The sequence below is a fragment of the Streptomyces sp. NPDC020801 genome (assembly GCF_044334385.1).
GTDB lineage: Bacteria > Actinomycetota > Actinomycetes > Streptomycetales > Streptomycetaceae > Streptomyces.
Window position 1 is genome coordinate 19,945 of sequence record NZ_JBIRST010000040.1, and the last position, 21,265, is coordinate 41,209.

Here is a 21,265-nt window from a genome sequence, read left to right on the forward strand (position 1 = left end):
GCCACCGTGCGACCGGTCCGCCCCCGGCCGGTGGGCCACCCGGCCGGGCCACCCGACTGGTCCGCCCCAGACCGGTCGCCCCCAGACCGGTCGGCCACCCGACTGGTCCCCCCGAACGGTGCATCCCCGACCGGGCCGGTCGGACGCGGGCCCGGGACCTGCGGCCCCGCGAAGGGACCGCTGAGCCCTCGCCCCGCGCCGGGCCCGCGACGGAGGGTTGAACCGGACGAATGGGAGCCCACAAAGCCCCGGAAGGAGCCGTCATGCAGACGCCCGAAGTCGACGCGGCTGCCCTGGAGAGCCTGCTGTACGCGGCCGTGGCGGCGCCGTCGATCCACAACACCCAGCCGTGGCGGTTCGGCATGGACGCGGACACCCGCTCGATCCACGTCCGCGCGGACCGCGCACGGCGACTGCCGCTGAGCGACCCGTACCTGCGCGCCCAGCACCTGTCCGTGGGTGCGGCCGTCTTCAACCTCCGGGTGGCCGCCGCGCACCTGGGCTGGGACCCCGTCGTACGGCTGCTGCCCGACCCGGACGACCCCGACCTGCTCGCCACCGTACGGCTGGCGGGATCGGCGGCGGAGGTGTGGCCGTCCGACGGCGACCTGTACGAGGCCGTCGCACGACGTCACACCAGCCGGATGCCGTTCACCGGCCGGCCGGTGCCGGACCACATCGTGGCGGAGATGGTCACGGCGGCGCGGGTCGAGGGCGCGCACCTGGACGTCCCCGACATCGCCGGAACCCGGCGCCTGCTGCGGCTGACCGCGCTGGCCGAGGCGCGCAACGCCGCCGATCCGGCCCGCGCGGCCGAGGCGCGGACCTGGGTCACCGTCCCGGACGCGCACGTCCCCTACGGGATTCCGCTCACCTCGCTGGGCCCCAGGGACCCGGCCGGGCGGATGCCGATGCGGGACTTCACCGGCCCGCTGCGCGGACTGCGCCTGCCCGCCCTGCGCTTCGAACGGCACGCGCAGGTGGCCCTGCTGTGGACCCCGCTGGACCGGCGGGTGGACTGGCTGCGGGCCGGGCAGGCGCTGGAGCGCGCGCTGCTGGTGGCCACGCGGCACGGGGTGCGCACCTCGATGCTGCACCAGGGGATGGAGTGGCCGGACCTGCGGGCGGCGATGGCCGGACCGCGGCACCGCTGCTGCCCGCATCTGCTGATCCGCTTCGGCTACGGCCCGGACGGCGGCCGCACCCCACGCGCGACCGCCCTGCCGCAGACCCACCCCGAGACCCGTCCCGTCCCGCCCCTCTCGCACTCACAGCAAGACACGCAGGACGCGGACGGGGACGCCTGGCACAGGGAGGCGGAGGAGGACACGCGGAACTCCGGGTGAGTCACCCGGGCCGTCGCGGCCCGTCGGACAGGAGCCGGCCGGACAGGAGCCGGTCGGCCCGACGGCCCGGCCGGCTCACCACATGGCTGTACACCACATGGCTGTACACCACATGGCTGTTCACCACTTGCCGGCTCACCACTTGCCGGCTCACCACTTGGCGTCCGGCCACTTGGCGGCTCACCCGGTGGGCTCACGGCTCACCCGGAGGGCTCAGCCGGTGCCGTGCAGATCCGTCAGTTCCCGTCCCGTGACCATCGCCGACTCGATGCGGAGAAAGACGTCCTCCTGGATGGGCATCCAGGAGCGGGGCCCGGTCCGCATCAGGCGCTCGTGCTCGGCGGGATCGGTGACCAGGGTGGCCCGTCCGGTGACGACCACGCTCCAGCCGGACCGGCTCTCGGCATCGAACTCGTCCGCCTCGAAGGCGACCACGAATCCGTCGACGGCCCGCACGAGGTCCGATCCCGCCGAGGTGCGCAGCAGCACGGACGAGTCCGTGTCCAGGGCGAAGTTCACCGGAAGTACAGCGGGAAGGGCGTGCCGGGTGTACACGACACGACCGACCGGCACCTTGGCGAGCAGCCGCAGGCACTCCTGCCGGTCCATCGAGCGAAAGCTGTCGTTCTGCAACATCCCCCCATCGTCGCGGGGCACCGCGCACCGCCGTTAGGGCCGGTCGGCCCACATCTGCCCCGCCGCGCGCGTCCGTGCCCCGTCGCCGGGACTCCTGGCCCATCGGACCGGGGACGGCCGGGCCGGCGGCGGGGGACCGTGGGGCCGGGCACAGGGACCGTCGGCCCCTCCTCGGCGGAGTACCCGGGTGCGGATAGTGGCAATCGGGCTGGTTGGTGAATCAGAAGCCCGCGGTTCGGGTGGGAACCCGTTGCCGTACCACAGAGCGAAGGGACAGGCGGCATGCTGGAGCCGTCGAAGAACAAGAAGGACATGCAGGCGACGGACGCCGCTCCCGTGTCCGGGCGGGCATGGCTGATGCTGGCGCTGGCCACGGTGGGCTTCGCCGTGAACTTCTGGGCCTGGGCGCTGCTCAGCCCGCTGGGCCCGCGGTTCAAGGACAGCCTGGACCTGTCCTCGTTCCAGCAGTCACTGCTGGTGGCGGTGCCGGTCGTGGTCGGCTCACTGGGGCGCATACCCGTGGGGGCGCTGACCGACCGGTTCGGCGGCCGCGTGATGTTCCCGCTGGTGTCGGCCGCGACCATCGTCCCGGTGCTCTATCTGGGCCTGGCCGGGCACGACTCGCTGGCGGCGCTGCTGCTGGGCGGGTTCTTCCTGGGCATCGGCGGCACCGCGTTCGCGGTCGGGGTGCCCTTCGTCAACGCCTGGTTCCCGCCGCAGCGGCGCGGCTTCGCGATCGGCATCTTCGGCATGGGCATGGGCGGCACCGCGATCAGCGCCCTGACCACGGTGAAGCTGGTCAAGGCCAACGGCATGGCGAACCCATTCCTGATCACCGCGGCGTGCCTCGCCGTCTACGCGGTCGTGGCCGCACTGGTGCTGCGGGACGCACCCGGACGCACGGTGCCGTCCGAGCCCCTGGGCCGCCGGCTGGCCGCTGTCTGCAAGCTGGGCATCACCTGGCAGGCCTCGGCGCTGTATGCGGTCTGCTTCGGCGGCTACGTCGCCTTCTCCGTCTACCTGCCCACCTACCTGAAGACCGGCTACGGCCTGGAGCAGGCGGACGCCGCGAACCGGATGGCCGGGTTCGTGCTGCTGGCCGTGGCGATGCGGCCGGTCGGCGGCTGGCTGTCGGACCGTATCGGCCCGGTGCGCGTGCTCGCGGTGGCGCTGGGCGTGGTGATCGTCGGTGCCCTCGTGCAGTCCCTGACCCCGACGCTGGCGCCGACCGGAACGATCGCGTTCCTCGCCATGGCCGCCGCGCTCGGCGCGGGCAGCGGCGCCGTCTTCGCCCTGGTGGCCCTGCTGGCTCCGGCCAACCAGGTCGGCTCGGTCACCGGCATCGTGGGTGCGGCCGGTGGTCTGGGCGGCTTCCTGCCGCCCCTGGTGATGGGCTCGCTGTACGGCGCCTACGGCTCGTACGCGATCGGCCTGCTCCTGCTGGGCGTGGTCGCGGCCGCCGCACTGACCTTCACCGGAACCGGCGTCCGCAGCGCCGTCAGCCACCGCCGCGTCGCCCGGCCGCAGCCGCACTGACCCCCGGCCCAGGACGACCGGGCGATCCGGGCCGACCCGGCGGGCGGACAAGCCCGATCGGGCGGACGAGGCGAATCAGGCCGATCAGGAGGAGAGAACACCCGATGTGCGAGTACTGCGGCTGCCAGAGCCTGGCATCGATCGACGAGCTGACCCGTGAGCACGAGACGGTGGTGAACCTCATCGGCCTGGTGCGGGAGGCCCACCGGGACGGCGATGTCACCCGCATGGCCGAGCTGGCCCGGGAGATCACCGCCGTACTCGGCCCGCACACCGAGGTGGAGGAGCACGGTCTGTTCCCCGCCCTGGTCTCCGACTTCCCGGAGAAGATCGCCGCACTGGAGGAGGAGCACCGCCTGATCGAGGCGGTCTTGGAAGAGGCGGGCGACTCGGTCCCGGCCGACCCCGCCTGGCCCGGACGGCTGCTGGAGATGCTGGCCCTGCTGCGCGAGCACATCCTGAAGGAGCAGGACGGCGTCTTCCCCGCCGCGCTGGCCTTCCTGAGCACCGAGCAGTGGGAGGCCGTCGAGGCGGCGCGCGCCCGAGTGACCCCGCGCGCACCCCAGCCGTCGCCCTGACCGTCACGTCCCGTCCGTTCCCGTGCCGCCCGGCGCAGTTCGCCGCCGGGCGGCACGTACGGGTGTCCGGCAGACTGAGTTTCGGATTTGCTGGTGTGGAGTGCGGTGCTTGAGGTAGGTCAGGTAGTGGCTTGCTCAACCATCGAGGCGAGCGGACCGAGACGGGCGGACTGAAGCGGGCAACCGGCGGGCGAGACCCCCGGGAGGGAGCGGCGCGGTGGCCACGGAGACGGATCCGGTGTCGGAGCGGACGGCGGCACGACGGGCCGGACTGGACAATGAGCTGACGGACGCCCTGGTGCGATCCCGCCGGTACTTCACCCGGGCGGAGGTCTCCGAGGACCTGCGCACCCTGCACAGAAAGGGCGGACGGCAGGCGGACGACTTCTACCGGGACCGCTGGTCGCACGACAAGGTGGTCCGCTCCACCCACGGCGTGAACTGCACCGGATCCTGCTCGTGGAAGGTGTATGTCAAGGACGGCATCATCACCTGGGAGGCCCAGCAGACCGACTATCCCTCGGTGGGCCCCGACCGCCCCGAGTACGAGCCGCGCGGCTGCCCGCGCGGCGCCGCCTTCTCCTGGTACACCTACTCGCCCACCCGGGTGCGCTACCCGTATGTGCGCGGCGTGCTGCTGCAGATGTACCGGGAGGCGAAGGCCCGGCTCGGCGACCCGGTCGCGGCCTGGGCCGACATCGTCAGCGACCCCGAGCGCTCCCGCCGCTACAAGGCCGCGCGCGGCAAGGGCGGCCTGGTGCGGGCGACCTGGGACGAGGCGGTGGAGATGGTCGCCGCCGCGCATGTGCACACGATCAAGGAGTACGGACCCGACCGGCTGGCCGGGTTCTCGCCGATCCCGGCGATGTCGATGGTCTCGCACGCCGCCGGGGCCCGTTTCTACTCGCTGCTCGGCGGCGTGATGCTGTCGTTCTACGACTGGTACGCCGACCTGCCGGTCGCCTCCCCGCAGGTCTTCGGCGACCAGACGGACGTACCGGAGTCCGGGGACTGGTGGGATGCCGGCTACCTGATCATGTGGGGCTCCAACCTGCCGGTGACACGGACCCCGGACGCGCACTGGATGGCCGAGGCCCGCTACCGCGGCCAGAAGGTGGTGGCGGTCTCCCCGGACTACGCCGACAACGTCAAGTTCGCCGACGAGTGGCTGCCCGCCCAGCCCGGCACCGACGGGGCCCTCGCCATGGCCATGGGCCACGTGGTGCTCAAGGAGTTCTTCGTCGACCGCCGCACCCCGTACTTCGAGGACTACGTCAAGCGGTTCACCGACCTGCCGTTCCTCGTCGCCCTCGACGAGCGCGAGCCGGGGACGGGCACGTACGCGCCCGGGAAGTTCCTGACCGCCGCCGACCTGGGCGGGACGCACGCGAGCGCGGAGCACGCCGAGTTCCGTACGGTGCTGCTGGACGCGGACGGCACTCCGGTCGTCCCGAACGGCACCCTCGGCGACCGGTTCGGGGAGGGCGGGGCCGGGAAGTGGAACCTGGACCTCGGCGGTATCGACCCGCTGCTGTCGGCCGACGGCGGAGGCGAGAGGCCCGTGCCGGTCGAGCTGCCGCGCTTCGACGCCCCCGACGGCGGCGCGGGCCTGCTTCGGCGCGGCGTCCCGGTGCGGCGGATCGCGGGGCGCCTGGTGACCACGGTCTACGACCTGCTGCTCGCCCAGTACGGCGTGTCCCGCCCCGGCCTGCCCGGCCGCTGGCCCACCTCCTACGACGACGCCGACGAGCCGTACACCCCCGCCTGGCAGGCCGCGATCACCGGGGTGGACGCCTCCCGGGCGGCCCGGATCGCGCGGGAGTTCGCCGCCAACGCCGAGGAGTCCCACGGCCGTTCGATGATCGTGATGGGGGCGGGCACGAACCACTGGTTCCACTCCGACACCATCTACCGCGCCTTCCTCACCCTGACCACGCTGACCGGCTGCCAGGGCGTCAACGGCGGTGGCTGGGCGCACTACGTCGGCCAGGAGAAGGTCCGGCCGCTGACCGGCTACTCGGCGCTGGCGACCGCCGCCGACTGGAACCGCCCGGCGCGGCAGATGATCCAGACGGCGTACTGGTATCTGCACAGCGACCAGTTCCGCTACGACCCGTTCTCCGCCGACACCCTCGCGGCGGCCGGAGCGGGCGGCCCGTTCGCCGGGATGGCCACCGCGGACGTGATCGCCGCCTCCGCCCGGATGGGCTGGATGCCCTCGTACCCGACCTTCGACCGCAACCCGCTGGACCTCGCCGACGAGGCGGCGGCGGCCGGGCGCCCGGCCGGGGAGCACGTGGTGGAGGAACTGAAGGCCGGGCGGCTCGCGTTCGCCGGCGAGGACCCGGACGCGCCCCGGAACTTCCCCCGTGTGCTCACCGTCTGGCGGGCCAATCTGCTCGGCTCCTCGGCCAAGGGCAACGAGTACTTCCTCAGGCATCTGCTGGGCACCGACTCCGCGGTGAACGCCACCGAGGCGCCGCCCGGGGCCCGGCCCCGGGACGTGGTGTGGCGCGAGGAGGCCCCCGTCGGCAAGCTGGACCTGCTGCTGACGCTGGACTTCCGCATGACCAGCACGACGGTCTTCTCGGACGTGGTGCTGCCGGCCGCCACCTGGTACGAGAAACACGACCTGTCCAGCACCGACATGCACCCCTACGTGCACGCCTTCAACCCGGCGATCGCCCCGCCCTGGCAGACCCGCACCGACTTCGACGCCTTCAACACCCTGGCCCGGGAGTTCAGCCGGCTCGCCGCCACCCATCTCGGCGTACGCCAGGACGTGGTCGCCGCCCCGCTGCTGCACGACACCCCGGACGAACTGGCCAACCCGCACGGCCGGGTACGGGACTGGAAGGCGGGCGAGTGCGAGCCCGTGCCCGGTCGCACCATGCCCAAGCTGGTCACCGTCGAGCGCGACTACGGGGCCGTGGCGCAGAAGATGACCGCCCTCGGCCCGCTGCTGGACTCGCTGGGCGCGACCACGAAGGGCGTCACCTTCAAGGTGGAACGCGAACTCGACTACCTGCGGCACAAGAACGGCACGGTGCGCGGGGGAGCGGGCGACGGCCGGCCCGCGCTCGCCCGGGACGTGCACGCCTGCGAGACCATCCTCGCCCTGTCCGGCACCACCAACGGCCACCTGGCCACCCAGGGCTTCCACGCGCTGGAGGCCCGCACCGGCACCCGACTGGCCGACCTGGCCGCCGAGCATGAGGGCAAGCGGATCACCTTCGCCGACACCCAGGCGGCGCCCGTGCCCGTCATCACCAGCCCGGAGTGGTCCGGCTCGGAGACCGGCGGCCGCCGCTACTCGCCCTTCACCGTCAACGTCGAACGCGGCAAGCCCTGGCACACCCTCACCGGCCGCCAGCACTTCTACCTCGACCACGACTGGATGACCGCGCTGGGCGAACAACTCCCCGTCTACCGGCCCCCGTTGAACATGCACACGCTGTTCGGCGAACCACGGCTCGGCGAGACGGGCGAACTCGGTGTGACCGTGCGGTACCTCACCCCGCACAACAAGTGGTCCATCCACTCCGAGTACCAGGACAACCTGTTCATGCTGTCGCTGTCCCGGGGCGGCCCCACCATCTGGATGAGCACGAAGGACGCGGCGAAGATCGGCGTGGGGGACAACGACTGGATCGAGGCGGTCAACCGCAACGGCGTCGTCGCCGCCCGCGCGGTCGTCTCGCACCGGATGCCCGAGGGCACCGTGTACATGTACCACGCACAGGACCGGCTGATCGACGTGCCCCGCACCGAGACCACCGGCCGCCGCGGCGGCATCCACAACTCCCTCACCCGGCTGCTGGTCAAGCCGAGCCACCTGATCGGCGGCTACGCCCAGCTGTCCTACGCCTTCAACTACCTCGGCCCGACCGGCAACCAGCGCGACGAGGTGACGGTGATCCGCCGCCGCGGCGACCAGGAGGTGACGTACTGACATGCGCGTCATGGCCCAGATGGCGATGGTGATGAACCTCGACAAGTGCATCGGCTGCCACACCTGCTCGGTCACCTGCAAACAGGCGTGGACCAACCGCACCGGCGTCGAGTACGTGTGGTTCAACAACGTGGAGACCCGCCCCGGCCAGGGCTACCCCCGCCGCTACGAGGACCAGGACAGGTGGCGCGGCGGCTGGGAGCTGAACAAGCGCGGCCGGCTCGCGCTGAAGGCCGGCGGCCGGTTCAAGAAGCTGATCACCATCTTCTCCAACCCGGTGCTGCCGTCGCTGCACGACTACTACGAACCGTGGACCTACGACTACGAGACGCTCACCAACGCCCCGCTGCAGGAACACACCCCCGTCGCCCGTCCCAAGTCCCTGCTCACCGGCAAGGACCTGAAGATCTCCTGGTCGGCGAACTGGGACGACGACCTCGGCGGCTCGGACCGGCACGGCGAGAAGGACGTGCTGCTCGGCGAGATCTCCGAGAAGATCAAGCTCGAGTTCGAGCAGACGTTCATGTTCTACCTGCCCCGGATCTGCGAGCACTGCCTCAACCCGTCCTGCGCGGCCTCCTGCCCCTCCGGCGCGATCTACAAGCGGGAGGAGGACGGCATCGTCCTCGTCGACCAGGACCGCTGCCGGGGCTGGCGGATGTGCGTGACCGGCTGCCCGTACAAGAAGGTGTACTTCAACCACCGCACCGGCAAGGCCGAGAAGTGCACCTTCTGCTTCCCGCGCGTCGAGGTCGGCCTGCCCACCGTCTGCTCCGAGACCTGCGTCGGGCGGCTGCGCTACATCGGCCTGGTCCTCTACGACGCCGACAAGGTGCTTCAGGCCGCCTCCACCCCCGACGACACCGACCTGTACGAGGCGCAGCGCGCCGTCTTCCTCGACCCCGACGACCCGCAGGTCGCCGCCGAGGCCGAGCGGGCCGGCATCCCCCGGGACTGGGTCGAGGCCGCCCGGCGCTCCCCGGTGCACGCGCTGATCAACACCTACAAGGTGGCCCTGCCGCTGCACCCGGAGTACCGCACCCTGCCCATGGTCTGGTACGTCCCGCCGCTCTCCCCGGTCGTCGACGCCGTCCGCGACACCGGCGAGGACGCCGAGGACCACCGCAACCTCTTCGCCGCCGTCGACGCCCTGCGCATCCCCGTCGACTACCTCGCCCAGCTGTTCACCGCCGGGGACCCCGGGCCGGTGGACGCCGTGCTGCGCCGGCTGGCCGCCATGCGGTCCTACATGCGCGACATCAACCTCGGCCGTGAGCCGGACGCCGCCATCCCGGCGCAGGTCGGCATGGGCGAGGAGCAGATGTACGACATGTACCGGCTGCTGGCGCTGGCCAAGTACGACGAGCGGTACGTCATCCCGCCCGCGCACGCCGAACAGGCACACCACCTGGAGGAGCTGGCCACCGAGTGCAGCCTGGACTACGAGGGCGGTCCCGGCATGGGAGGCTCCGGCCCCTTCGGCGAGACCTCCGGCGGCGCCGCGCCGATCGCCGTGGAGAGCTACCAGGCCCTGCGCGACCGGCAGACCTCCGACACCCCGGCCGCTCCCGTCGGCAAGGACACCCGCGTCAACCTCCTCAACTGGGACGGCAAGGGCTCACCGCCCGGCCTGTTCCCGTCGCGGACGCCCGAGGACGACAACGGCACCGAGAGTGGCGGGGAGGCCGAGCCCAAACGATGAGACGCAAACTCAGGCCCGCTACGGCACGCACCGAGCCCTGGCACCCCTACGCCTGGCAGCTGCAGTCCCTGCTGCTGGCCTACCCGGACGAGCAGCTCCCCGAGCGGCTGGCCCTGGCCCGCCGCGCCGCCCCCGCATTCCCCGGCCCGGTCGGCGAGCCCCTGCTCGCGTTCACCGCCCATGCCGAGCGCACCCCGGCCGGCGAGCTGGCCGCCGCCTACGTCACCACCTTCGACCACCGCAAGCGCTGCTGCCCCTACCTCACCTACTACGCGCACGGCGACACCCGCAGGCGCGGCGTCGCCCTGCTCCGCCTCAAGCAGGCCTACGCCGCCGCCGGCCTGCGCCTGGCCGACGACGAACTGCCCGACCACCTCGCCGTCGTACTGGAATTCGCGGCCGCCGACCCGGCCGCCGGGCACCGCCTGCTCACCGAGCACCGCGCGGGTCTGGAGCTGCTGCGCATGGCCCTGCGTGCGGAGGACTCGGCGTGGGCCTCCGTCCTTCGGTCCGTCTCGGCCACGCTGCCCCCGCTCAAGGGCGACGAGCAGCAGGCCGTCGCCCGGCTCGCCGCCGAGGGGCCGCCCGAGGAACAGGTCGGGCTCGCCCCGTACACGCCCCCGCAGTACATGCCCGACCCCGCAGGAGGCCCGCGATGACCGCACCCGCGCAGTCCGTCACCACGGCGGCCCAGGCCGGCACGGGCGGCATCCTGCTGTGGGTGGTCCTGCCCTACCTGTCCCTGGCCGTCTTCGTCCTCGGGCACATCTGGCGCTACCGCTACGACAAGTTCGGCTGGACCACCCGCTCCTCGGAGCTGTACGAGAACCGGCTGCTGCGCATCGGCAGCCCGCTCTTCCACTTCGGCATCCTGATCGTGCTGCTCGGCCACGTCATGGGCCTGATCGTGCCCGAGAGCTGGACCGCGGCGGCCGGCATCGGGGAGAGCGCCTACCACGTGGTGGCCGTCGGCCTCGGGACCGTCGCGGGCGTGTGCACGCTGGGCGGACTGGCCATCCTCGTCTACCGGCGCCGCACCGTCGGCCCGGTCTTCTCCGCCACCACCCGCAACGACAAGGCCATGTACGTCTCGCTCACCGCGACCATCGTGCTCGGCCTGGCCGCGACCATCGACGCCAACATCGTCGGCGCCGGCTACAACTACCGCGAGACCATCTCCCCCTGGTTCCGCTCGATCTTCTACGTGCAACCGGACCCGGACCTGATGAGCGGCGCGCCGCTGCTGTACCAGCTGCACGCCGTCAGCGCACTGCTGCTGTTCGCGTTCTGGCCCTTCACCCGCCTGGTCCACGTGCTCACCGCACCGCTCGGCTACCTCACCCGCCCCTACATCGTCTACCGCAGCCGCGACACCCAGCTGGGCGCCAGGTCGCCGCGCCAGGGCTGGGAACGCGTCGGCTGAGGACGTCCACCGGCCGACTACCGCGCGTGGCGGACCGGAGACGGGGCCGAACGGCCCGGCACCGAGCCCGGGCGGCCCCTGCCGGTGCACACCGCGTGGCGGGACGCTTGCGGTAGTGGATCGAGCGCAGGAGGTGCGCGTCATGCTGTCGCCCGTCGTCGCCGCAGTCGATGGTTCCGAGGAGAGTCTGGCCGCCGCCGAGTGGGCGGCCCGCGAGGCCGAGCGCCGCGGGCGGAACCTGCGGCTGTTCCACGCCTGGAACTGGCACCCCCGCCCGAGCGACGGCGCGCAGGCCGACGCGGCCCAGCGGTACGTGGCCCGGCAGGTGCTCAGCCAGGCGGAGGACCGGGTCCACGGTGCCTGCCCCGGTGTGCGCCTGGAGGAGGAGCAGGTCCTCGGACCGGCCACCACGGCCCTGCTGAGGGCGGCCGAGCAGGCCGGCCTGCTGGTGCTGGGCTCGCGCGGACTGAGCGGCTTCACCGGCTTCCTGGTGGGCTCCGTCGCCCTGGGCACCGTGGCCCGGGCCAACTGCCCGGTCGTCCTGGTGCGGGCCGGCGAGGAGGCCGCGGACGAACACCTTCCGGCGGCCGACGGCACCGCCTCCACCCGCACCGGCTACCGGGACGTGGTGCTCGGCCTGGACGTCGCCGTCCCGTGCGACGAGGTGATCGAGTTCGCCTTCGAGGAGGCCCGGCTGCGCCACGCCCGGCTGCGCGCCGTGTACGCCTGGCAGCAGCCCTCCGCGCTGGGTCTGGGTCCCGGCGAGATCGCGCTGGTGGACGCACCGTGGCGGGCCGAGGAGTGGCAGGGCTTCCTGTCCGCCGTCCTCCAGGTGTGGCGGGAGAAGTACCCCGACGTCGAGGTCGTGGAGACGGTCGTACGGGAGAAGCCCACCACCGCGCTGGTGCGGGCAGCCTCCCAGGCGAGCCTGCTCGTCGTCGGCCGCCGCCCCGCCGGACGTCCGGCCGGCCCGCGCACCGGTCCCGTCACCCACGCCGCCATCCACCACGTCGGCTGCCCCGTGGCCGTCGTCCCCCACGAGTGAGAGGACCCGGCACAGATGAACGCGCCGACGACGTATGTGTACCCCTTCGCCGAGGGAAGCCGGGACATGGCAGGCCTGCTGGGCGGCAAGGGCGCGGGCCTGGCCGAGATGACCCGGCTGGGACTGCCCGTCCCGCCCGGGTTCACGGTCACCACCGAGGCCTGCAAGGTGTACCTCGCCGCCCGCGAGGAGCCGCCGGAACTGGCCGTGGAGACGGCCCGCGCGCTGGCGGACCTGGAGCGGGCCATGGGCCGGGACCTGGGCGCCGCCGACGACCCGCTGCTGGTCTCCGTCCGCTCCGGTGCCCGGTTCTCCATGCCCGGCATGATGGAGACGATCCTCGACATCGGCCTCAACGACGCCTCGGTGCACGGACTGGCCAAGGCCTCCGGCCAGGAGCGGTTCGCCTGGGACTCCTACCGGCGACTCGTGCAGATGTTCGGTCACACGGTGATGGGGGTCGACGGCGACCTGTTCCAGGACGCCATCGCCGCGCACCGCGCCAAGCGGTCCGTGACCACCGACCAGGACCTGGACGCCGGTGAACTCGCCCTGCTCACCGAGGAGTTCAAGGGGATCATCCGCCGCGAGACCGGCGAGGACTTCCCGCAGGACCCGGCCGAGCAGCTGCAGCGCGCCATCCGCGCCGTCTTCGACTCCTGGAACGGCGAACGCGCCCGTGTCTACCGCCACCGCGAGCACATCCCCGAGGACCTCGGCACCGCCGTGAACGTCCAGGCCATGGTCTTCGGCAACCTCGGCCCCGACTCCGGCACCGGCGTGGCCTTCACCCGCGACCCGGCCACCGGCGCCCGCGGCGTGTACGGCGACTACCTGCCCGACGCGCAGGGCGAGGACGTCGTCGCGGGCGTCCGGGACGCCGTACCGCTGGACGAGCTGAAGCGGATCGACCCCCGCTCCTACGCCGAACTCGGCGACCACCTGCGGACCCTGGAAGCCCACTACCGGGACCTGTGCGACGTGGAGTTCACCGTCGAGCGCGCCCGGCTGTGGATCCTGCAGACCCGGGTCGGCAAGCGCACCGCCCAGGCCGCCTTCCGCATCGCCCACGACCTGCGTGAGGAGCACGCGATCACCGCCGACGAAGCCCTGGCCCGCGTGGACGGCGCCGAGCTCACCCGGCTGATGTTCCCCCGCTTCGACGTCCGCCCCACCGACGCCCCGCTCGCCCACGGCGTGCCCGCCTCACCCGGCGCCGCGGTCGGCATCGTCGTCTTCGACCCGAAGACGGCGCAGCGCCGCGCCGCGAACGGCGAGGACGTGGTCCTGGTCCGCCGTGAGACCACCCCCGACGACCTGCCCGGCATGATCGCCGCCCAGGCCGTGCTGACCAGCCGCGGCGGCAAGACCAGCCACGCGGCCGTCGTCGCCCGCGGCATGGGCAAGGTCTGCGTCTGCGGCGCCGAGTCCCTCACCGTGGACCCCGCCGAGCGGCGGTTCACCACCGACACCGGCGTCGTGGTCCGCGAGGGCGACACGGTCTCCGTCGACGGCACCGCCGGCACCGTCCACCTCGGCGCCCTGCCGCTCACCGCCTCCGACGTGGGCCGCGCCCTGGAGACCGGCGAGGCCACCGGCGAGCTGACCGCGGCCGTGCTGGACACCCTCGCGCACGCCGACGCCGTACGCCGCCTTCAGGTCCGCGCCAACGCCGACACCCCCGAGGACGCCGTCCGCGCCCGCGCCCTCGGCGCCCAGGGCATCGGCCTGTGCCGTACCGAGCACATGTTCCTCGGCGAACGCCGCGAACTGGTCGAGGCGATGATCCTGGCCCGCGACGACACCGCGCGCGAGCGCGCCCTGGCGGCCCTGCTGCCGCTGCAGCGCGCCGACTTCACCGGCATCCTGGAGGCGATGGACGCGCTGCCGGTGACCATCCGGCTGATCGACCCGCCGCTCCACGAGTTCCTGCCCGACCGCACCGAACTGGCCGTCCGCCTGGCGAGCAGCGCACACCCCGACCCGCACGACCGCGAACTGCTCGACGCCGTCGAGCGCATGCACGAGCAGAACCCGATGCTGGGCCTGCGCGGGGTGCGGCTCGGGCTGGCCGTGCCCGGTCTGATGGCCATGCAGGTGCGCGCCATCGCCGAAGCGGTCGTCCGGCGGCTGCGCGACGGCGGCCGGCCGCGCGCCGAGATCATGATCCCCCTGGTCGGCACGGTCGAGGAACTGCGTCTGGCCCGGACCGAGGCGGAGCGCGTCCTGGCGGAGGTCGCCGCCGAGACCGGCACGGCCCTGGACTGCCCGATCGGCACGATGATCGAGCTCCCGCGCGCCGCGCTCACCGCCGGACGCATCGCCGAGGTCGCCGACTTCTTCTCCTTCGGCACCAACGACCTGACCCAGACCACCTGGGGCCTGTCCCGGGACGACGCCGAGGCCTCCTTCTTCCCGCTCTACCTGGAGAAGGGCGTCTTCAGCGTGTCCCCCTTCGAGACGATCGACCAGGAGGGCGTCGGCAGGCTGGTCGAACTGGCGGTGGAGGCCGGCCGCGCGGTCAACTCCCGCCTGGAGACCGGAGTCTGCGGCGAACACGGCGGCGATCCGGACTCCATCCACTTCTTCCACCGGGTGGGCCTCGACTACGTCTCCTGCTCGCCCTTCCGCCTGCCGGCCGCCCGCCTGGAAGCGGGCCGCGCGGCACTCGGGGACACCGACACCAGCGACAGCAGGTGACCCGGTAGGGGGGCGGCCGCCACCATCCGGCAGGCGGCCGCCCCGCCACCCGGCGTGGAGTCCTCGGCCGCCGAGCGGGCGGTGCGGCCGCCTGCCACCCTGAAGGTGAGTGCACTGGCCCGCCGGGTGCGGGGCCGGCCGTGAGGACATCAGGAGCCGAGCGGGCGGCGCGGACCTCCGGGTCACTACCTGCCGGGGCACGCCGGCGGCCCCTGGTACGACGTCATCCCGCTGTCCGGCGCACGCGTCGCGCTGGTGGTCGGGGAGGTGGCCGGCCACGGCATGCGTGCGGTGGCCACCATGGGCCGGCTCCGCGCCGCGACACACAGTCTGGCCGCCATGGACCTGGCCCCCCACGAGGTGCTGGCGCACCTGGACGACCTGATGGTCCGGCTCGCCGAGGAGAGCCGGCCGGCCGCCGCCAACGACCCGCTGGACGTCCAGCCCACGACCGCCACCTGTGCCTGCGCGGTCTACGACCCGGTGAGCCGGCGTCTCGTCGTGGCCCGGGCCGGGCATCCCGCTCCGCTCGTCGCCCACCCCGACGGGCACGTGGAGCAGGCCGGCGCGCCCGACGGGCCGCCGCTGGGCGGCGACGGGCCGCCGTTCGAGGCCGGGGAGACACACCTGCCGGAGGGGAGCCTGATCGCCCTCTACACCGATGGGCTCGTCGGCCGGTGCCCGGAGGAAGGCGTCGCGCGACTGCGGTGCATCCTGGCCCAGCCGCACGCGCACGTCCGGGAGACGTGCGACGCGGTGATCTACTCGCAGCTGTCCGGCCGGGCCGAGGACGACGTGGTGCTCGTCCTGGCCCGGACCCGCGCCCTGCGCGACGACCAGGTCGCCTCCTGGACCTTCCCCACAGGCCGACAGGGGCAAGACCATCTGGACCGAGCAGCCGCTGCCCGCCGAGCCGGGCGACGTCCCGCCGGTCCCGCCGAGCCGGGCGACGTCCCGCCGGTCCCGCCGGTCCCGCCCGTATCCCCGGACGGTTGACCACCGGTCCGCCCCGCGCCCGGACGGGGGAGGGGTTACCGTGTCCGGCATGGCGGGCATATTCCGGCAGCGCGGACGGCTGCGCCGGCATGCCGGTTTCGACGGGCGGGCGGGGCAGGCGACGTTCGAGGCGCTGCACCGTGCGTCCCTCGCGGCACCGGCGCTGCGCGGCGGGCTGACCGAGTCGTCGGCCGGCGCGGCCGCGCGGCATCTGCGCCGGCTGCTGGGCGCCCCGGCGCTCGCCGTCACCGACACGGAACGCGTGCTCACCTGGGACGGGGCCGGGAAGCATCACAGCGGGCACGCCGTGGGCCTCGCGGCGGAGGTGCTCGCGGGCGGCAGGACCGCCGTGCTGAGGGCCGACGGGGTGTGGTGCGGCGACGTGCGCTGCGAGGTCAGGGAGGCCGTCGTGGCGCCGTTGGTGGTGGAGGACCGGGTCGAGGGGGCGCTGCTCGCATACGCCCCCGGTGTGTCGGCGGGGCTGGTCCGGGCGGCCGGCGAGGTGGCCCGCTGGATGTCCGGCCAGCTCGAGCTCGCGGAGCTGCACCGGTCGCGGACCCGTCTGGTGGAGGCGGAGCTGCGGGCGCTGCGCGCGCAGATCTCGCCGCACTTCTCGTGCAACGCGCTGACCGCGATCGCCTCCTTCGTCCGCACCGATCCGGAGCGGGCCCGCGAACTGCTGCTGGACTTCGCCGACTTCACGCGCTACTCCTTCCGCCGCCACGGCGAGTTCACCACGCTGGCGGAGGAGTTCCGCTCGATCGGCCAGTATCTGCTGCTGGAGCAGGCACGGTTCGGCGACCGGCTGCGGGTCGACGTCCAGGCGGCACCGGAGGTGCTGCCGGTGGCGGTGCCGTTCCTGTGCGTGCAGCCCCTGGTCGAGAACGCGGTGCGGCACGGCTTCGAGGGCAGGACCGGGCCGGGGCTGATCACCGTGCTCGCGTGGGACGGGGGCGCCGAGGCGCACATCACCGTGGAGGACGACGGGGTGGGGATGGACCCCGCCGAGCTGCGGCGCATCCTGGCCGCGGGCGGGGCCGGCACATCGGGTGCCGCCGGTTCGGGCGGGGTGGGCCTGGGAAACGTCGACGCCAGGCTGCGGCAGGTGTACGGGGACGCGTACGGGCTGGTGGTCGAGACCGCTCCGGGGGCGGGTACCAAGGTGCGGATCCGGGTGCCCAAGTACCGTGCGGGTGTGGCGGCCGAGGCGGGTGGCGGAGACCGCCGGGGCGACGGGCTCGATACGCTCAACTGAGCGCCGCCCCTTCACGCATGTGGCCAACCCCACATGTTCCGGGGGATTGACCCGCTGTGCGAGGAATGCTCCCATTCGCGCATGCTGAGCATCCTGGTGGCCGACGACGAGCCGCACGCCCTGGAGGAGCTCGTCTACCTGCTCGGGCTGGATCCGGGCGTCGGCCCCGTGGAGTCCGCGGCCGACGGCGCCGCGGCGCTGCTGGCGCTGGATCGCGCACTGGCCCGGAACCGGCCCGTGGACGCGGTCTTCCTCGACATCCGTATGCCGGGGCTGGACGGACTGGAGGTGGCCCGGGTCCTGTCCCGGTTCGCCGAGCCCCCACCGGTGGTGTTCGTCACCGCGTACGACGACTTCGCGGTGCCCGCCTTCGAGGTGCGGGCCGTGGACTACCTGCTCAAGCCCGTACGCGCCGGGCGGCTCGCCGAAACCGTCCGGCGGATCGCGAAGCGGCGGGCGGACACGGCCCCCGCGGACCGGGAACCCGCCCCCGCACAGCCCCCGGCGTCCGCCGGGCCGCCCGCACACGACGAGCTGATCGCCGTCGAACTGTCCGGCGTGACGCGGTTCGTCCCGCGCTCCGAGGTACGGCATGTGGAGGCGTGCGGCGACTACGTGCGTCTGCACCTGGACTCGGGCAGCCATCTGCTGCGGGTGCCCCTGTCCAGCCTGGAGGACGAGTGGCAGGACGCCGGATTCGTGCGCGTGCACCGCCGCCACCTCGTCGCGACCGACCACATCGAGGAGCTGCTGACCGACTCCGGACGGCTGTCGGTGCGCGTGGCCGGCGCCGTTGTGCCGGTCAGCCGCCGCAGCAGCCGTAAGCTGCGCGACCTGCTGCTGCCCCCGTCCGGCCCGCCGAGGGGCGGAAGGACCGCCGATGGGTGAGCCGGCGCGGCGCGTGACCGTCACCCACCCCCGCACCCGGGCCGCCCGGCCCGGTCAGCGGGGCGCCGTGGCACGGGACGTACACGAGCAGACCGCGCTCGGCGAGGTCTATGTGAAGGCACTGATGCGCGCCCAGCTCCGGCTGGGACTGCTGGTCTGCGGCGCGGTGTTCCTGCCGCTCGCCGCCCTGCCGCTGCTGCTCGGGTACGTACCGGCGCTGGACCACGCGCGGCTGTGGGGGACCGGGCTGCCGTGGCTGCTCCTCGGACTCCCGGTCCACCTGCTGCTGGTGGCGGCCGGAGCCTGCTATGTGCGCCGGGCCGAGCGTCACGAACGCGACTTCGCCGAGCACGTCCAGCGGTCATGAACGCACCGGAGAACCTGACCGCCGTCCTGCTGGTCGTGGCCGCGACGGTGGCCGTCGGCGGCTACGGCCTGCGGTCCCGCTCCACGCCGGACTTCTACGTCGCCTCCCGTATGGTCTCGCCACTGCGCAACGCCGCCGCCATCAGCGGCGAATACCTCTCGGCCGCCTCCTACCTGGGCATCGCGGGGCTGGTGGTGGCGTACGGCAGCACGATGCTCTGGTACGGCATCGGGTACACGGCGGGCTACCTGGTGCTGCTCGTCCTGGTGGCCGCGCCGCTGCGCCGGTCCGGTGCCTACACCGTCTCCGACTTCGCCGAGGCGCGCCTCGGCTCCCCGGCGGTGCGGCGGACGGCGACCGTCTTCGTGGTGCTCATCGGGTGGCTCTACCAGGTGCCGCAACTCCAGGGCGCGGGGCTGGCCCTGCACGCCGCGCTCGGCGCGCCCGCCTGGTCGGGTGCCGTCCTGGTGACGGCGGTGGTGCTGGTCGGCGTGGTCGCCGGGGGCATGCGCAGCGTCACCCTCGTCCAGGCCTTCCAGTTCTGGCTGAAGCTCGCCGCGCTCGCCGTTCCGGCGATCGTCCTGCTGCTCGTCTGGCGCGGGATCTGGCACCCCTCCGGAAGCCCGGCCGCCGCCTCCGCCTCACCCGCCGCCTCCGCGCCCGCGGCGGGCGCGGGGTCGCCCTGGGCGGCGAGCGCCCAGGGCGGCGGGCGCGGGCTCTACAGCCTGTACTCGCTGATGGTGGCCACCTTCCTCGGCGCGATGGGCATGCCGCATGTCGTCGCCCGCTTCTACACCAATCCCGACGGCCGCGCCGCCCGTCGGACGACGGTCGGCGTCCTCGGCCTGCTCGGCGTCTTCTACCTGCTGCCCGAGATCTACGGCGGCCTCGGGCGGCTCTTCGCTCCTGGCCTGACCCGGGGGAACCGGGTGGACACCGTGGTGCTGCTGCTGCCCGGCCGACTGGTGCCCGGCGCCGTGGGGCAGCTGCTCACGGCGCTCGTCGTCGCCGGTGCCTTCGCCGCCTTCCTGTCGACCTGTTCCGGGCTTGCCCTGTCGGTCGCCGCCGTGCTCTCGCAGGACCTCCTCGGTGGGGACGTGCGGGGCTTCCGCCGGGCGTCCGCCGTCGCCGTGCTCGCCCCCTGCTGGATAGCGCTGCTGCTGTCGGGCAGCGGGGTGTCCGTGGCGCACGAGGTCGGCCTGATCTTCTCGGTGGCCGCCTCCACCTTCTGCCCGCTGCTGGTGCTGGGCATCTGGTGGCGGGGGCTCACCGCGCCCGGAGCCGTCGCCGGGATGCTGGTCGGCGGCGGGCTGTCGGCAACGGCGCTGGCGGGGACGCTGCTGGGGGCGGGCGGACAGGGCTGGGCCGGGGCCTTGCTCGCCGAGCCCGCGGCCTGGAGCGTGCCTGCGGCGTTCCTGACCATGGTGGGCGTCTCCCTGGCCACGCGCGGCCGGGTGCCCGCGGACGCCTCCGTGATGCTGGCCCGGCTGCACCTGCCGGAGGCGCTGGCGGCCGGCCGTTCGGCGGTGGAGGGCGACCGTTCGTCGCCGGAGGGCGGCCGTCCGTCGCGCCACGGGCACCACTGACCGACGGGTTCCGTACGGGGGCTCCCGGCCGGGGCGCGGGTGCCGCACAGTAACCGGCCAGAGCGCAACACCGCGCGAAGCCCGGCCGCCCAGCCGCGCTCCCGGACCGGGAGCGGCAGCCGGACCTTCCGCACCCTGGTACGCGGGCATCCGCGGACATCCGGCCCCGACCCCGGGCCGGCCCGCGGCCCACCGGCCACCGAATCTCGCAGCCCGCACTCCGCACCCGGCAGACCGCGCCTTTCGCGTCCGTGGCACCCGCGCTCCTCCCCGTCCCAGGACCCGAGCCGAGCAGGCACCCCACCACCCGAGGATCGCACCATGACCGACATCCAGACGCCCGCCACCGACGAGCGGCCCGCCGCCGACGCCTCCGGCGCCACCGACGAGCAGACCCCGGCCGGGCCCGTCGCCCCGCGCCCGCAGATCGCCGACCCCGGCCCGCTGGGCCTGGCGGCGTTCGCCCTCACCACCTTCGTGCTCTCCGTCTTCAACGCCGGTCTGATCAAGGACACGTCGCTGGAGGCGGTCGTGCTGCCGCTCGCCCTGTGGTACGGCGGCATCGCCCAACTCCTTGCCGGGATGTGGGAGTTCCGCAAGAACAACACCTTCGGCGCGCTGGCGTTCACCTCGTACGGCACCTTCTGGCTCTCCTTCGCGGCCTACGTCCAGTTCGTCGCGCCGAAGCTGCCGGCCGCCCATGCCTACCAGGCGACCGGTCTGTTCCTGCTCGCCTGGACGGTGTTCACCGCCTACATGACGATCGTCGCCTGCCGGATCAACGGCGTCCTCCTCGCCGTGTTCACCGCGCTGCTGCTGACCTTCGTGCTGCTCACGGCCGGAGAGCTGGGACAGCGGGCGGCACTGGGGCACGCGGGCGGCTGGGCGGGCCTGCTCACCGCGCTGCTCGCCTGGTACGGCTCGTTCGCCGGGGTGGCCAACGCCACGTGGAGGGGCAGGTCCCTGCCGACGTGGCCGTTCGGGGCCTGACCCCTCCACCACCGCCGTTCCGCCGTCCGCCGCCCCCGCCCGACCACGAGCACGTCCACGAGCACGTCCACGAGCACGAGGGAGTCACCATGAGCAATGAGAGCCTGGCCAACCTGCTGAAGGAGGAACGGCGGTTCGCCCCGCCGGCGGCGCTGGCCGCCGGCGCGAACGTCACGGCGGAGGCGTACGTACAGGCCAAGGCTGACAGGCTCGGCTTCTGGGCCGAGCAGGCACGTCGGCTGACCTGGGCCAAGGAGCCGGCCGA

General features: G+C 73.4%; 16 protein-coding genes. 15 read left to right on the top strand and 1 reads right to left on the bottom strand.

What is annotated here, in order from left to right; translation table 11 throughout:
- Window positions 1–263: 263 nt before the first annotated feature.
- A complete protein-coding gene (locus ACH4UM_RS39965; protein WP_398191026.1) occupies window positions 264–1,346 on the top strand; it encodes an Acg family FMN-binding oxidoreductase in 1,083 nt (360 codons plus the stop codon).
- A 213-nt stretch (window positions 1,347–1,559) separates the two neighbouring features.
- Here ACH4UM_RS39965 and ACH4UM_RS39970 read toward each other — a convergent pair whose 3' ends face one another.
- Window positions 1,560–1,982 (bottom strand): pyridoxamine 5'-phosphate oxidase family protein, encoded by a 423-nt coding sequence (locus ACH4UM_RS39970; protein WP_398191029.1) that lies wholly within the window; start codon window positions 1,980–1,982, stop codon window positions 1,560–1,562.
- A 282-nt stretch (window positions 1,983–2,264) separates the two neighbouring features.
- On the opposite strand from ACH4UM_RS39970, the gene ACH4UM_RS39975 reads away from it, so the two are divergent.
- From ACH4UM_RS39975 to ACH4UM_RS40040, 14 genes are all read left to right on the top strand, one after another.
- Window positions 2,265–3,518 carry an MFS transporter gene (locus ACH4UM_RS39975; protein WP_398191031.1) on the top strand — a complete coding sequence of 418 codons (1,254 nt, stop codon included), beginning with the start codon at window positions 2,265–2,267 and terminating at the stop codon, window positions 3,516–3,518.
- 104 nt (window positions 3,519–3,622) lie between these two features.
- A complete protein-coding gene (locus tag ACH4UM_RS39980; RefSeq protein ID WP_398191033.1) occupies window positions 3,623–4,096 on the top strand; it encodes a hemerythrin domain-containing protein in 474 nt (157 codons plus the stop codon).
- Window positions 4,097–4,313: 217 nt separating this feature from the next.
- A complete protein-coding gene (locus ACH4UM_RS39985) occupies window positions 4,314–8,048 on the top strand; it encodes a nitrate reductase subunit alpha (protein WP_398191035.1) in 3,735 nt (1,244 codons plus the stop codon).
- A 1-nt stretch (window position 8,049) separates the two neighbouring features.
- Window positions 8,050–9,750, top strand: a complete 1,701-nt coding sequence (gene narH, locus ACH4UM_RS39990; protein ID WP_398191038.1) for a nitrate reductase subunit beta — start codon at window positions 8,050–8,052, stop codon at window positions 9,748–9,750.
- Complete coding sequence (gene narJ, locus ACH4UM_RS39995; RefSeq protein WP_398191041.1) at window positions 9,747–10,409, top strand: nitrate reductase molybdenum cofactor assembly chaperone; 663 nt, start codon at window positions 9,747–9,749, stop codon at window positions 10,407–10,409. The genes narH and narJ overlap by 4 nt, the downstream gene beginning before the upstream one ends.
- Complete coding sequence (narI, locus tag ACH4UM_RS40000) at window positions 10,406–11,173, top strand: respiratory nitrate reductase subunit gamma (RefSeq protein WP_398191044.1); 768 nt, start codon at window positions 10,406–10,408, stop codon at window positions 11,171–11,173. The genes narJ and narI overlap by 4 nt, the downstream gene beginning before the upstream one ends.
- Window positions 11,174–11,315: 142 nt before the next feature.
- Window positions 11,316–12,218 carry a universal stress protein gene (locus ACH4UM_RS40005; RefSeq protein WP_398191062.1) on the top strand — a complete coding sequence of 301 codons (903 nt, stop codon included), beginning with the start codon at window positions 11,316–11,318 and terminating at the stop codon, window positions 12,216–12,218.
- A gap of 15 nt (window positions 12,219–12,233) precedes the next feature.
- On the top strand, window positions 12,234–14,918 hold the full coding sequence (gene ppdK / locus ACH4UM_RS40010) for a pyruvate, phosphate dikinase (protein ID WP_398191047.1): 2,685 nt from the start codon (window positions 12,234–12,236) through the stop codon (window positions 14,916–14,918).
- 231 nt (window positions 14,919–15,149) lie between these two features.
- The gene (locus ACH4UM_RS40015) at window positions 15,150–15,914 is read left to right on the top strand and encodes a PP2C family protein-serine/threonine phosphatase (protein WP_398191065.1); all 765 of its coding nucleotides are present in this window, start codon (window positions 15,150–15,152) and stop codon (window positions 15,912–15,914) included.
- Window positions 15,915–15,963: 49 nt separating this feature from the next.
- Window positions 15,964–17,169, top strand: a complete 1,206-nt coding sequence (locus tag ACH4UM_RS40020; RefSeq protein ID WP_398191050.1) for a sensor histidine kinase — start codon at window positions 15,964–15,966, stop codon at window positions 17,167–17,169.
- An 81-nt stretch (window positions 17,170–17,250) separates the two neighbouring features.
- Window positions 17,251–18,057, top strand: coding sequence for a LytR/AlgR family response regulator transcription factor (locus ACH4UM_RS40025; protein ID WP_398191052.1), 807 nt, complete (start codon window positions 17,251–17,253; stop codon window positions 18,055–18,057).
- Window positions 18,050–18,424, top strand: coding sequence for a hypothetical protein (locus ACH4UM_RS40030; protein WP_398191055.1), 375 nt, complete (start codon window positions 18,050–18,052; stop codon window positions 18,422–18,424). Before ACH4UM_RS40025 ends, ACH4UM_RS40030 begins: the two co-directional genes overlap by 8 nt.
- The gene (locus tag ACH4UM_RS40035) at window positions 18,421–20,010 is read left to right on the top strand and encodes a cation acetate symporter (protein WP_398191057.1); all 1,590 of its coding nucleotides are present in this window, start codon (window positions 18,421–18,423) and stop codon (window positions 20,008–20,010) included. Before ACH4UM_RS40030 ends, ACH4UM_RS40035 begins: the two co-directional genes overlap by 4 nt.
- 321 nt (window positions 20,011–20,331) lie before the next feature.
- Entirely contained in the window at window positions 20,332–21,000 is a 669-nt protein-coding gene (locus tag ACH4UM_RS40040; protein WP_398191060.1) for an acetate uptake transporter, read from the top strand.
- Window positions 21,001–21,265: the final 265 nt, after the last annotated feature.

Excerpts from the sequence above, each read along its gene's own strand:
- ACH4UM_RS39965 (WP_398191026.1), top strand. The coding sequence starts at position 264 with ATGCAGACGCCCGAAGTCGACGCGGCTGCCCTGGAGAGCCTGCTGTAC.
- ACH4UM_RS39970 (WP_398191029.1), bottom strand. The coding sequence starts at position 1,982 with ATGTTGCAGAACGACAGCTTTCGCTCGATGGACCGGCAGGAGTGCCTG.
- ACH4UM_RS39975 (WP_398191031.1), top strand. The coding sequence starts at position 2,265 with ATGCTGGAGCCGTCGAAGAACAAGAAGGACATGCAGGCGACGGACGCC.
- ACH4UM_RS39980 (WP_398191033.1), top strand. The coding sequence starts at position 3,623 with ATGTGCGAGTACTGCGGCTGCCAGAGCCTGGCATCGATCGACGAGCTG.
- narH (WP_398191038.1), top strand. The coding sequence starts at position 8,050 with ATGCGCGTCATGGCCCAGATGGCGATGGTGATGAACCTCGACAAGTGC.
- narJ (WP_398191041.1), top strand. The coding sequence starts at position 9,747 with ATGAGACGCAAACTCAGGCCCGCTACGGCACGCACCGAGCCCTGGCAC.
- narI (WP_398191044.1), top strand. The coding sequence starts at position 10,406 with ATGACCGCACCCGCGCAGTCCGTCACCACGGCGGCCCAGGCCGGCACG.
- ACH4UM_RS40005 (WP_398191062.1), top strand. The coding sequence starts at position 11,316 with ATGCTGTCGCCCGTCGTCGCCGCAGTCGATGGTTCCGAGGAGAGTCTG.
- ppdK (WP_398191047.1), top strand. The coding sequence starts at position 12,234 with ATGAACGCGCCGACGACGTATGTGTACCCCTTCGCCGAGGGAAGCCGG.
- ACH4UM_RS40020 (WP_398191050.1), top strand. The coding sequence starts at position 15,964 with ATGGCGGGCATATTCCGGCAGCGCGGACGGCTGCGCCGGCATGCCGGT.
- ACH4UM_RS40025 (WP_398191052.1), top strand. The coding sequence starts at position 17,251 with ATGCTGAGCATCCTGGTGGCCGACGACGAGCCGCACGCCCTGGAGGAG.
- ACH4UM_RS40030 (WP_398191055.1), top strand. The coding sequence starts at position 18,050 with ATGGGTGAGCCGGCGCGGCGCGTGACCGTCACCCACCCCCGCACCCGG.
- ACH4UM_RS40035 (WP_398191057.1), top strand. The coding sequence starts at position 18,421 with ATGAACGCACCGGAGAACCTGACCGCCGTCCTGCTGGTCGTGGCCGCG.
- ACH4UM_RS40040 (WP_398191060.1), top strand. The coding sequence starts at position 20,332 with ATGACCGACATCCAGACGCCCGCCACCGACGAGCGGCCCGCCGCCGAC.